Below are 12,100 nucleotides of genomic sequence, written 5' to 3' on the forward strand. Positions count from 1 at the left end.
TTACGCGCGGCGGTTCGACTCAGTGGCACGGCGGTTGGTAGGGCAATCCGGGCAGGGTCTGCTCCCAGGTGCTCGTGTCGAGCACCATTCGAGTGACGGAGCAGATCCGTTGGATCTCGTGGTCGACCTCCAGGTCCCAGACGAGTAGACCCTCGTCATAGCCGCTGACCGCCAAATAGTCACCCGTCGAGTCGAATTCCACCTGCCTTCTCGGTCCGATCGATCGGACACCCGACAGCACAATCGCCGACGGATGTGTGCGATCGGAAAAGTCCCACAATCGGACCTCCCCGTCGAAGGAGCCCGATGCCAGCCGCTTCCCGTCGGGGCTGAAATCGAGTGAGTCGATTGCGGAGTTGTATCCGGTGAGCTGATCGCCGACGGCGACCGGCTCGGCATGTTGGCTGACATCCCATATCCGGGCGGTTTTGTCCGCGCCCGCGGAGATCAATGTCTGCCCATCGGGGCTCAGCGCGAGGCTTTCGATCGAACCGGTGCCTGCCTGCAGGGTGTCGCCTATTTGGCGGGGTCGGCCGGGCTCCGACATATCCCACATCTTCACCGCACCGATGCTGTCCGCGGTGTAGAGCATCCTGCCGTCGGGACAGAATCGCATACTGGTGATCCAGCCCGACGACACCTGGCGGGGAGCTCCCACCGGTACTGGGGCCCTGGGATCGGCGATATTCCAGACTTGGATCGAATGCTCGTCGTGGCTGGTGACCAGCAGCGGCGATTTCGGACTGAATACCGCCTTGGAATCGAAATGACTGAACAGCGGAATCGTGCTGATCAACTGTAGCTTCGTCGGATCGGATATATCGTACAACCGGAATTCGAACGGGCTCTGGTTGAGGACGACGAACATCCGACCGCGCGGATCGACTGCGCTGTCTATTATTCGGGTGCCCGTGTGAAATTCGCCCAGCCGGCGCGTCGCGTGTGGGTCGTGGATATCCCAGGTCTGCACCTTTCCCTTACCCGATGTGGTGACCAGAACCTTGGTCTGCGGATCGAATGTCGAGGTGTCGACCGCACCGGCCGGACTGAACGGAGCTCCGGGCAACGACCACAAACGGACAACCCCGTCCTGACTACCGGTGGCGACCGTCCGCTGATCCGGACTGATCGCGACGGCGAAGACGCCGCCCCGCCGGCCCGCCAAGGGGCTTCCTATTATTTGGACACGCGCATCCGCGACATTCCACAATTTCGCGGTGCCGTCGGTGCCAGCGGTAACCAGGGTTTTCCCGCCCGGGCCGAAGGCCAATGACCATATTTTCCCATTGTGCGCCACCAATGGCGCCAGGTTCGGACGGGGCGCCGCGGGATCGGTCATATCCCATATCGCCACGACCCCGTCATCGCTACCCGCCGCCAGTTTTCGGCCGTCCGCGCTGAAGGCGACGGAGTGCGGTATCGCGGTGAATCCACCGAGTGGCGGACCTGTCGGCACCGGATCGGCCGGATCGGTGACATTCCACAATTGCACCGTCCGATCGTCGCTGGCGGTCGCCAACACCCGGCCGTCCGGGCTGAAGGCCACCGATCGGACCGAGCCGTCTTGTTTGGAGATCCGGTGCACCAGGGCCGGACGGGCCGGATCGGCGATATTCCACAGCGCCACCGTGTGGTCGTCGTTGGCGGCCGCGAGCGTACGACCGTCCGGGCTGAAAACCACGTTATATATCGCGCCGTTGCCGCCGGACATCGGGTCGGCCAATAATTGCGGCCGCGTCGGATCGTCCACATTCCACAACCGGACCAGGTGATCCTCCCCGCCGATGGCGAGTATCCTGCCGTCCGGGCTGAATTGCGCCGCGGATGCGAAACCTCGAATTCCGGTGATGGGACCGCAAGTCGGTGCGGGATTTCGTGGATCCCGGGTATTCCACAGATGGACGGTGCCATTTCCATAGGCCGCCGCCAGCAGTCCGCGCGAGGAGAACGCGGTATTCAGAACCGGACTGTCGGGGCCGCGGAGGGGGGTCGCGAGGGCCGCGGTTTGCGTGCTCAGCAGCCGCGCCGTGACGTCCGGATCGCCGGGTCGGAGCCGGTACGCGACCAGATTCAGCTGAGCCGACAGCGACGGATCGACATCCTGCAGACTGTCCGCCTTGGCCAGCACCTCCTGGAAAATGGCCTCGGCGCGCTGAATTTCCGCGGTCCGGCTCCTGTCGAAGAAACCTACGGTCACCACCAGCAGGAAAACTCCGAGTATCGCCATCAGCGATTTGGTGACCCTCGCCCGGCGCTCCGCTTTGACCCGCTCCGCGCGGGATGCCCGCAGGAACTTCTTGCCGGTGTCGGACACCAGGCAGTCGGAATGCTCCTGCGCCGATTCGAGCCGGACGCCACGGTAGAGCAACGACTCGTCGTGATTTGTCGCGACCCACTGCGCCGCATCGGTTTCCAGCTGCCGCCGGACCAGATATCCGGCCCGGTCCTCGTCGATCCACTGCCGCAGCCGCGGCCAGGCGTCCAATACGATCTCATGGGCCAGGCACACCGAATCGCCGTCGATGGTGATCAACCGCGCTCCGGTCAGCGTTTCCAGGACGGCCTCCGCCACGGCGACATTTTCGACGGAATTCAACAATTCCGCGCGGGCGACGATCCGCCGGGTATCGCGGGAACTGCGCCCGATCGTCACCAGGCTCAGCAGGATTTGTTTGGCGATTCCCTGCTGCGATTCGGTCAAGATATCCCAGGCATTTTCGGCCGTCGTCGCCACCGAGCCCATCACACCGCCGGAGCGGCGATATCCGTCCACGGTCAGCCGCTTGCCCTCGCGCTTCTGCCAAACCGCCTCCATGACATGCGATAACAGCGGTAATGTGCCCGCGCCTGCGACCGTGCCGGACCGATGTGCGCCGATTCCGCAGAGCTCGGTGATCACCAATTCCTGCAGACCGGGTTCGAGTACCAGCCCGGCCAGTTCCGCCGGGCCGGCGATCGCATCGCGCAGCTCGTCCAGTCGCATCGAATCGAGCACATAGCTGTGCCGGTTCAGCGCGCCCGCCAGCATCGGGTAGTCGAGGCAGCGCGCATAGAAATCGGCCCGGACCGCGATGATCGCGATGGATGCGTGGTCCGGCCGTCGGACCACGGCGCGTTCGAGGGCGGCGAGAAAGGCGTCGCGCTCATCGTCGTCGTCGCATGCGGTGAAAAGCTCTTCGAACTGATCCACGATCAGCAGTCGCTGCCGATCCGGCGCCCATTCGTCCAATTCCGCCGAGGCCGAATCCTCGCACACCGGTGGGGCCGATTCGTCGTCGCGGCCGAGCGCCGTTCGCAACGCGGCCAACGGTTTTCCGCCCGGCCGCATGGTCGCTATCGCCCATTCGTTCGCGGATTCGGCGATGGCCGGGATCAGACCCGCCGCCAATAGCGATGATTTTCCCGCACCCGACGCACCCACCAGCACGATGAGCCCGGAGCGGTCCGCACCGAGGACGATTTCCGCCACCAGCCCGAGCAACGCCTCCGTCGCACGTTTGCGGCCGAAATACAATTCGGCATCCTCGCGCCGATACGATTGCAGACCCAGATACGGTGTGGCCACACTGTTCTTGACCGGCTTCGGGGCCACCGCATTCGAATCGAGCCACAGGTCGCGCCACTGCCGCATATCGAGCAGCGACTGTTCCGCCGTGTACCCCTGCCTTCTGGCCATATTGATCAATGTGGCCAGCACCGGTGCGAGCGATTCGAATCGAGCGGGCACGTTCCGGCCTGCCGCCCAGTCGCTGATCCGCTGCGACGACAGCGTGATCGCCCGGCCCTTGTTGTTCTGTTTATTGCTGGTTTGCTCTACCAGCGCATTGGCCATTATGGCCACGCGCCTCATCGAAGGATCGCCCGCCGCCGAGAACAGCTCAGTGAATTTCTGTGCGAAAAGCTTTCTCGGCGATGCCTCCCTTAACCCGTCCAATGCAAAATGCCCCCATATCGAGCCGATTTGCCCCCGGCTCGCCGAACCGTGAAACTACGTCAGCGCGAGAACAACACTGGTCTCGACATTCGGTCGAACTGGTCGGTCGGTACCGATAGTAGCAGCCACCTCCGATCCGCGTGCGCCGAAAACGTCTCGTATTGTCCAGGGCCCCTTGGCATTTGGGTTCGGTATCCCGGACGCGTCCGGTCCAGGTTCTGGAACGGGTGGATGGACGGCAGCGGATGGAATGTCAAACCAGGAGTAGTACTTCCGAAGGATACGGCCCCGCGACCGACGTCGGGATAGTCGGGTGCATGACCGATTCGATCGCCACTGCGGGACCGAACACCACCGACAACCAACCGACCCGGCCGACCGCGCGACGGGTGGTGGCGCTCGACGTGCTGCGCGGCATCGCGATTCTCGGCACCCTCGGCACCAACATCTGGATCGTCACCCATCGAGAAGGGATGCTGGGCTACATCCACGAGCTGCAGCAGCCCGCACACGGCTGGCTGTGGCTCGAGCGGGTGCTGCAGCAATCCGTGCAGGGCAAATACCTCGGCCTGCTCACCATCATGTTCGGCATCGGGCTGGCCATCCAGCAGCGCTCCGCACAGCGTGCCGGACGGCGCTGGCCCGGGAGCTACCCGTGGCGCGCCATCCTGCTGCTCCTCGACGGCCTGCTCAACTTCCTGTTCGTCGCCGAATACGACGTGCTGATGGGCTATGCGGTGACCGGCCTGATCGTCTCCTTCATCCTCGCGACGAGTGAACGCGCACAACGGCGTTGGCTGATCACCGCGGCGGCCGTCCACTTCGCGCTGCTGACCGTGATGGCGCTCGGGATGATCTTCGCCCTCAACCTGGACTCCGGGGGCCACAAGCCGCTGGATCCGAATCCCTATGCGACCGGTTCGTTCTGGGATCTCGTCGTATTCCGGGTGCAGCACATCGATTCGTTCCGGTTCGAACCGATATTCATCTCCGCGATGTCGCTCGCGCTGTTCCTGACCGGCGCGCTGCTGTACCGTGCGGGCGTCTTCCTGCCCGAGGGCGCACGGCTGCGTAAGCGGCTGATGATCATCGGTTTCGGCATCGCCACACCGATCGACCTGCTCATCGGCATACTCGGCAGCGGCGATATGTTCGTCTTCTGCCGCTACGGCACCGCGGCATTCGTCTCGTTCGGCATCCTCGCGCTGGTAGCGGAGTTCTATGTGCGGCGTCCCCGGCTCGGGTTCGCCGGCCGCAGGCTCACCGAGATCGGGCGGACCGCGTTGAGCTGCTACATCCTACAGAACCTGATCGCATCGTTCCTGTGCTACGGCTGGGGACTCGGCCTCGCCAAGGACGTATCGGACGATGCCCGCGTGCCGTTCACGGTCGGCATCTTCCTGCTGGTCGCGCTGATAATCGCCACCTCCGCGCACTTCTGGCTGCGCCGGTTCGAGCGCGGTCCGGTCGAATGGTTGTGGAACCGCAGCTATCGCGCCCTGGCTCGCGAGCAGTAGCACCGGCCCGGTAGTAGACAGACAACCCGGCGGCCATGGGGTCGCCGGGTTTTGTCGTGTCGCGCCCGGCCATTTCCATTCCTTGGGGCCAGTAGGGGTTGAAGCACTCCCCGCACCACCGAAAAATCGAAATCGACTCGTCCGCAATTCGCGAAATACCGGAAGGCAGCAGCATGGAATCTGCGACCAAAGCCCAGGCCCGTGCCGAACTGGACGAGTTCATTCAAAGTAAGCCGTTCAGCTGTCTCGGCGCACGAGCGGCGCTCAAGCGCGACACGATAACGCACGGGCATTATCGGGAACTCGGCGACGCGGAATCGGCCCGGGAACACCACCGCGATCTCGCAGAATACGCGCGCGGGCTGCCCGGCACGCTGTCCGACAAGAGCTTCAAGACATTCGTGGCGACCTTCGACGCACCCGGTCTGCTGGACGAACCGGAGTTCGAGCGACTGCTATGGCAGCATCTGCAGCTCGTCCACGATATCGATATCCAGGAACACACCCCGGACACGCGATTCTCCAGCGATCCCGCCGAGGCCACCTTCGGATTCCCGACGGCCGGGCACGCATTTTTCGTCGTCGGCCTGCATCCGGGTTCGTCGCGGGCCAGCAGGCGTTTCACCAGAATCGCGGCCGCGTTCAATTCGAATGTTCAGTTCGTCCTGATGGGCGAAACATTCGACCGTATGCAGGAGAAGATCCGGGGCCGGGAAGTGACCAACAACGGTTCGGTCAACCCGAGCTTCACCACCTACGAGTACACGCAACCCGCACGGCATTTCTCGGGTCGGTTCACCGAACAGGACTGGAAATGCCCGTTCGAGCCGCGCGGCTGATCCGGCCGGGCCGGCGGGCTCAGGCTCGCTCCGCGTCCCCGGCCTCTTCGGCCTCCTCGGCGAGCAGCTGCGACACGCTCCGGTCCCGCAGCGGGACCTCTTTCATGCGCAGTGCCAGCGCACAGGTCAGCACCATGACGCCCGCGCCGAGCAGGAATACCAGATTGATGGACGAGGCGAAGCCCTCGCGGAACGGCCTGGCCAGCGCCTGATCCATGGTGTCGAGGAACGACGAATCCGACGGGATCCGCTGCGCGCCGTTCAGGAAGTCGAAAAGCGGTGCGTTGCGCGGCATCTCGGCCACCGCCGGATCGTGTGTCGCGGCGGCGAAGTCCTGTTCGGTGGTGGCCCGCCGCAGTGCGGACGCGATACTGCCGCGCAATGTCCCGAACATCAGCGACAGGAACAGCGCCACACCGAGGGCGCTGGCCATCTGCCTGATGAAGGTCAGTGAGGCGGTGGCCGCACTGGTGTCCCGGGCGGGCACGGCGTTCTGCGCGGCCATGGTGATCGCCTGGGTACAGCTGCCGACGCCGATGCCGAACAGCACGACGAGCAGAACCGGCACCCACATCGGCGTGTCGACGCCGACGAAACCGAAGCCGACCATGCCGACCGTGGTGACCGCGGCGCCGACCACCGGCAGCATCTTGTAGCGCCCGCGGCGCGAGATGATCGCCCCGGAGGCGATCGTGGCGATTATGACGCCCAGCATCATCGGCAGCATGATCAGGCCGGACAGGATCGGCCTGGCCCCGCGCACCAGCTGAAGATAAAGCGGCACAAGGGATATCGCGCCGAACATGCCGACGCCGACCGTCGCGGCGATCAGGACCGACATCCGATAGGTCTGCACCCGGAACAGGCGCAGCGGGATCAGCGCCGCATCACCGGCCCGCCGCTGCACCACGAGGAATACCGACAATCCGAGCAGACCGATCACCAGGCAGGCCACGAAAAGCGGTGAGCCCCAACCCCAATCGCGTCCGCTCTCGAACAACATCAGTATCGGCGCGACGGCGACCAGGATCGTCACGCCACCCCAGTAGTCGACCTTGGTGGTCTGACGGTAGTGCTTTACGTTGAGCGCCTTGACGATCACGGCCAGCGCGACGAGTCCGATCGGCAGGTTGACCAGGAAGATCCAGCGCCAGCCCGCGATGCCCAGAAAGCTGGAGGCCCCGGCGAACAGACCGCCGACGGCCGGGCCGAGCACGCTCGCCGATACCCACACCGCCAGGAAATAGCCCTGGTACCGCGCGCGATCCCGCGGCGCCATGATGTCCGCGCTGATCGTGTACGGCAGGGTGACCAGTCCGCCCGCGCCGAGGCCCTGGATCGCCCTGAAGGCCGCGAGCTGATACATCGACTGAGCGAAAGCGCAGGTCAGCGAGCCGACCAGGAATAGGACGATCGCGATCAGGTAGAGCGGTTTGCGGCCGTAGATATCGGCGAGCCTGCCGTAGATCGGCCCCGATACGGTTTCGGTGACCAGGAAGGCGGTGGTCGCCCAGGCCAGCAGGTCGAGTCCGCCCAGGCCGTCGGCGATCGTCTTGAGCGAGGTGCTCATCACGGTCACGTCCAGCGCGGACAGGAATATCCCGGCCATGAGTCCCGGCAGCACCGCGAGTACGAGTCGGTGGTTGCGCGCGTCATCCGCCCGCGGTTCCGAGATGCTCATGGACAGCCTTTTCTGGATGATCAGCAGGGTCGCGCGGTGCGGGAAAGTGTGGACAGCTCGGCGGCCACCAAGTCGATGACCTGCGCCGCCGCCCCGTTCAGATAGAAGTGGCCACCTGGAAAGGTGTGCAGGTCGAATTCGCCCGTGGTGTGTTCCCGCCAGGCACGGGCATCTTCGATATCGACCCGGGGATCGCTGGTACCGACCAGCGCGTGAATCGGGACGGACAGCGGCGGCCGCGGTTGGTAGCGATACCGCTCGATGGCCCGGTAGTCGGCGCGGATGGCGGGCAGCATGGCGCGCAGCAGTTCGTCGTCGTCGAGCAGTTGCCGGTCGGTGCCGCTGAGCGCGCGGATCTCGGCCAGCAGGCCGTCGTCGTCGCGCAGGTGGACGGTCTCCGCCCGGTGCCGCGACGGCGCCCGCCGCCCGGAAACGAACAGCATCGGCGGCGGCGCGCCCGCGTGCTGGAATCGCTGCGCGATCTCGAAGCCCAGCGTCGCCCCCATGCTGTGCCCGAATATCGCCAGCGGCCGGTCCGCCGCCCACGGCCGTAACCGTTCGGCGACGAGATCGGCCAATTCGGCTATGTCTTCGATGCAGGCTTCTTTCCGCCGATCCTGGCGACCCGGATATTGCACCGCCAACACCTCGACCGCCGGCCCCAATGCCTTGGACATCGGGAAATAGAAACTCGCCGAGCCACCGGCATGCGGCAGACAGGCGAGCCGCACCTCGGCGGCGGGCGCCGGATGATACCGGCGCACCCACGAATCAACGGTCGGCTCATCCCGCATTATCCGGCTCCATCACACCACCTACTCCGCGAACTTGGTACGGCCACACCATTTGAACACGGGTAATGAACCGATTTCGTGCGCGGCGAATTCGCCACTGTTCACGAAATGCTCGTACCCACCGCCGAACTGGACTTTGATCTTGTCCGTCGGATCTTCGACCTCTCGGATTCGCTCCCGGTCGGGGAATTTCGCAGGTCCGCCTACCAACATGACTTTTGTGGGTTGCATAGTCTCCCACCCCTTCTGTGACATCGCGCCATATTCCGCGCTCTCACAGTATTGTCCCATAATTCTCGATTTACGCGACGGTAAACGATGAAAATTCCGGATAGAATTACATCGCGCGCGAGACATTATGCTCACCTCGAGTGGACGGGTCGAGCGAAAAGGTTGACGAGTTCACGTTTGAGCACCTTCCCGCTCGGGCCCATCGGAAAAGCGTCGACGAATTTCACCAGGCGCGGATATTTGTGACCGGCCAGCCGGGCCCGGCTCCACGACACGATCTGCTCGGCCAGTTCCTCATCAGGCAGCCGGCCGCGCGCGCAGCACACCACGGCGCAGACCTCCTCGCCGAGCCGGTCGTCGGGGACGCCGATCACCGCGACCTGCCCCACCGCGGGATGGCGGACCAGCACCTCTTCGACCTCGCGCGGATAGACGTTGTATCCGCCGCGCACCAGCATGTCCTTCTTGCGATCGACGATCGACAGATAACCGTCGGCATCCTTGACGCCGAGGTCACCCGAGCGGAACCAACCGTCGACCAGCACCTCGGCGGTCGCGGACGGACGATTCAGATAACCGGCCATGATGTTGTGACCGCGGATCACGATCTCGCCCACCACCCCGGCCGGCACCAGCTCGATCCGGTCGGCCACCTCGGCCTCGGCGATTTCCACCTGCACACCCCAGATCGGCCGACCGACGGTACCGGGTTTCACCGGCCAGGACCGCTGGTTGTACGCGACCACCGGCGATGCCTCGGTGAGGCCGTAACCCTCATAGACGGGACAGCCGAAGGTTTGCTGGAACGCGTCCAATACGGCCACCGGAAGTGCGGCGCCGCCGGAGAAGGCGCGGTCGAGCCGGGGCACCGGCACACCGGTCGTCACCGCCTCGAGCAGGGTGTAGTACATCGTCGGCACGCCCATGAAGACCGTGCACCGCTCGGTGACCATGAGCTCCAACGCGGGCCCCGCCTCGAATTTCGGCATCAGCACCATGGTCGCGCCGGCCCGGAAACAGGTGTTCATGCCGCAGATCTGGCCGAACGTGTGGAACAGCGGCAGGCAGCCGAGCAGCACATCGTCCTCGTCGAAATCGAATGGCGCGAGCATGGTGGTGCTGACGTTCATCACCACATTGAGCTGGGTGATCATCGCGCCCTTCGGCCGCCCGGTGGTGCCCGAGGTGTACAGCACGAGCGCCAGATCGTCCGGGCGGCGCGGTAGGTAGTCCGGTATGGGTCGCGCGTCGCGGGCGAGTACGTCCAGCCGCGGGTGGCCGGTGTCCGCGGATTCGCCCGTGGTCAACAGCTCGACCCCGGCGAGCCGCGCGCCTGTCGACCCGGCGTCGAGCATCGCCGCATCGCAGATCAGGAGTCGGACCGCCGCGTCGCGGAGCACGTACTCGATATCGTCGCCGCTGGACAGCCCGTGCACCGGTACCAGCACCGCCCCGGCGGCCAACGCCCCGAAGTAGATCATCGGGAACCGCGGCGAATTCGGCAGCAGCAACGCGACCCGGTCACCCGGTTGGATACCGCGGTCCCGCAACGCCGCGGCATACCGGCGCGCCTGGTCCCAGAGCTCACCGTAGGTGACCCGGGCGCCCTCGAAGATCACCGCGGGGTGATCGGGGCGCCGGGCGGCCGAATCGGCGAGTATGGCAGCGACCGAAATGAACATGGTGACGGCCTAGTCGTGCAGCCGGGTCAGGTCCAGATCCCGCCACGCCTGGTCTAGCGCCTCGACCATCTTCCGCACATCGTTCGACATGTGCACCGCCGACGGTGCGATGCGCAGGATCTCCTCGCCGACCCGCACGCTGGGCGCGTTGATCGCCTGGATGTAGATGCCGTGCTGCTCGAGCAGGATCTGGGACAGCTTGCGGCACTTCTCGTCGTCACCGACCAGCACCGAGACGATATGCGACTGATCGGACAGATACGGGATACCGCATTCGGTGAGCAGGCCGTGCAGCAGCCGTGCGTTGGCGGCCAGCGCGGTGCGCTCGGTATCCGACGACCGCAGGTGCCGCACGGCGGCCAGACCCGCCGCGGCGACCGCCGGCGGCAGCGCCGTCGTGAAGATGAACGGCCGCGAGTGCGTGCGGATCGAACCGATCAGATCGGACGGACCCGCGACATAGCCGCCCACCGTGCCGAAACCCTTGGCCAGGGTGCCCATCACCATGGTGAACCGGTCGGCGATGCCTTCCCGCGCGGCGATTCCGGCGCCCTCGGGGCCGTACATCCCGACCGCGTGCACCTCATCGATGTAGGTGATGGCGTTGTACCGATCGGCGAGGTCGGCCAGCTCGGCGAGCGGCGCGACATCGCCGTTCATCGAGTAGACGGATTCGAAGACGATCAGCTTGGGCCGATCGGCCGGCGCCGCGGCGAGCAGCTCGGCCAGGTGCCGCGCGTCGTTGTGCCGGAAGACGCGCTTCTCGGCGCCGCTGTGCCGGAGGCCGTCGATGATGGACGCGTGGTTCTTCTCGTCGGAGAAGACGATGCCGTTGTCCAGCCGCCCGGCCAGCACGGTGAGCGCACCGTCGTTGGCGGTGTATCCGGAGGTGAACAGCAGCGCCTCTTCCTTGCCGTGCAGTTCGGCGAGTTCCTGTTCCAGCAGCACGTGATTGCGGTTGGTTCCGGCGATATTGCGCGAGCCGCCCGCACCGGCGCCGAATTCGTCGACCGCATGCTTCATCGCCGCGAGTACGGCCGGGTTCTGTCCCATCGCGAGATAATCATTGCTACACCACACGCTGACTTCGCCGAGATGGCCGTACCGACCGTAGGTATTGGCCGCCGGAAAACGACCGGCGCGACGACCGATCTCCAAGAACTCCCGCTCCCGGATTTCGGAATCAAGGGGATTGCGTGTCAACAATTCCGTGTTCTCGGTCATTCGAATAAACTCGCTCTCTGCGTTGGCGGCGGCCTTCGCGACCGACAATCCGCCGGGGATTTGATCACACCCAAATCGTTGAATAAACGTATGAAGCCGCGAAGCGGACCGACAACCCCTAGCCGCCCCTAACGAGCGCAAATGTGCCGCATCGCACGTGGTGGGAGGACATCCAACCGCCGGTCATCAACCCGTGGT

General features: G+C 64.9%; 9 protein-coding genes. 3 read left to right on the top strand and 6 right to left on the bottom strand.

The features are described from left to right. Positions 1-19: 19 nt before the first annotated feature. The gene (locus F5544_RS32180) at positions 20-3,676 is read right to left on the bottom strand and encodes a hypothetical protein (protein ID WP_167476666.1); all 3,657 of its coding nucleotides are present in this window, start codon (positions 3,674-3,676) and stop codon (positions 20-22) included. A 10-nt stretch (positions 3,677-3,686) separates the two neighbouring features. Between F5544_RS32180 and F5544_RS32185 the strand changes: the two genes are divergently transcribed. The 3 genes from F5544_RS32185 to gntA all read left to right on the top strand — a co-directional run bounded on the left by F5544_RS32185 (position 3,687) and on the right by gntA (position 6,290). Beyond that, complete coding sequence (locus F5544_RS32185; RefSeq protein WP_167476667.1) at positions 3,687-3,986, top strand: hypothetical protein; 300 nt, start codon at positions 3,687-3,689, stop codon at positions 3,984-3,986. A gap of 265 nt (positions 3,987-4,251) precedes the next feature. Continuing rightward, entirely contained in the window at positions 4,252-5,451 is a 1,200-nt protein-coding gene (locus F5544_RS32190; RefSeq protein WP_167476668.1) for a DUF418 domain-containing protein, read from the top strand. A gap of 173 nt (positions 5,452-5,624) precedes the next feature. Beyond that, positions 5,625-6,290, top strand: a complete 666-nt coding sequence (gene gntA, locus F5544_RS32195) for a guanitoxin biosynthesis heme-dependent pre-guanitoxin N-hydroxylase GntA (RefSeq protein ID WP_167476669.1) — start codon at positions 5,625-5,627, stop codon at positions 6,288-6,290. A gap of 19 nt (positions 6,291-6,309) precedes the next feature. On the opposite strand, the gene F5544_RS32200 is transcribed toward gntA, so the two are convergent. From F5544_RS32200 to hemA, 5 genes are read right to left on the bottom strand one after another with little or no spacing between them, the layout of a single operon-like run. Further along, a complete protein-coding gene (locus tag F5544_RS32200; protein WP_167476670.1) occupies positions 6,310-7,971 on the bottom strand; it encodes an MDR family MFS transporter in 1,662 nt (553 codons plus the stop codon). A 20-nt stretch (positions 7,972-7,991) separates the two neighbouring features. Continuing rightward, positions 7,992-8,765, bottom strand: a complete 774-nt coding sequence (locus F5544_RS32205) for a thioesterase II family protein (protein WP_167476671.1) — start codon at positions 8,763-8,765, stop codon at positions 7,992-7,994. 21 nt (positions 8,766-8,786) lie between these two features. Next, positions 8,787-9,122 carry a DUF5988 family protein gene (locus tag F5544_RS47665; RefSeq protein WP_428847083.1) on the bottom strand — a complete coding sequence of 112 codons (336 nt, stop codon included), beginning with the start codon at positions 9,120-9,122 and terminating at the stop codon, positions 8,787-8,789. Positions 9,123-9,127: 5 nt separating this feature from the next. Continuing rightward, entirely contained in the window at positions 9,128-10,678 is a 1,551-nt protein-coding gene (locus tag F5544_RS32210) for a long-chain-fatty-acid--CoA ligase (RefSeq protein ID WP_167476672.1), read from the bottom strand. 9 nt (positions 10,679-10,687) lie between these two features. After that, positions 10,688-11,902 carry a 5-aminolevulinate synthase gene (gene hemA / locus F5544_RS32215; protein ID WP_167476673.1) on the bottom strand — a complete coding sequence of 405 codons (1,215 nt, stop codon included), beginning with the start codon at positions 11,900-11,902 and terminating at the stop codon, positions 10,688-10,690. Positions 11,903-12,100 lie beyond the last annotated feature (198 nt).

It is taken from the genome of Nocardia arthritidis, from assembly GCF_011801145.1.
GTDB lineage: Bacteria > Actinomycetota > Actinomycetes > Mycobacteriales > Mycobacteriaceae > Nocardia > Nocardia arthritidis_A.

Bases quoted from the DNA above. Each gene is read 5' to 3' on its own strand.
- F5544_RS32180 (WP_167476666.1), bottom strand. From the start codon at position 3,676: ATGGCCAGAAGGCAGGGGTACACGGCGGAACAGTCGCTGCTCGATATG.
- F5544_RS32190 (WP_167476668.1), top strand. From the start codon at position 4,252: ATGACCGATTCGATCGCCACTGCGGGACCGAACACCACCGACAACCAA.
- gntA (WP_167476669.1), top strand. From the start codon at position 5,625: ATGGAATCTGCGACCAAAGCCCAGGCCCGTGCCGAACTGGACGAGTTC.
- F5544_RS32200 (WP_167476670.1), bottom strand. From the start codon at position 7,971: ATGAGCATCTCGGAACCGCGGGCGGATGACGCGCGCAACCACCGACTC.
- F5544_RS32205 (WP_167476671.1), bottom strand. From the start codon at position 8,765: ATGCGGGATGAGCCGACCGTTGATTCGTGGGTGCGCCGGTATCATCCG.
- F5544_RS47665 (WP_428847083.1), bottom strand. From the start codon at position 9,122: ATGTCTCGCGCGCGATGTAATTCTATCCGGAATTTTCATCGTTTACCG.
- F5544_RS32210 (WP_167476672.1), bottom strand. From the start codon at position 10,678: ATGTTCATTTCGGTCGCTGCCATACTCGCCGATTCGGCCGCCCGGCGC.
- hemA (WP_167476673.1), bottom strand. From the start codon at position 11,902: ATGACCGAGAACACGGAATTGTTGACACGCAATCCCCTTGATTCCGAA.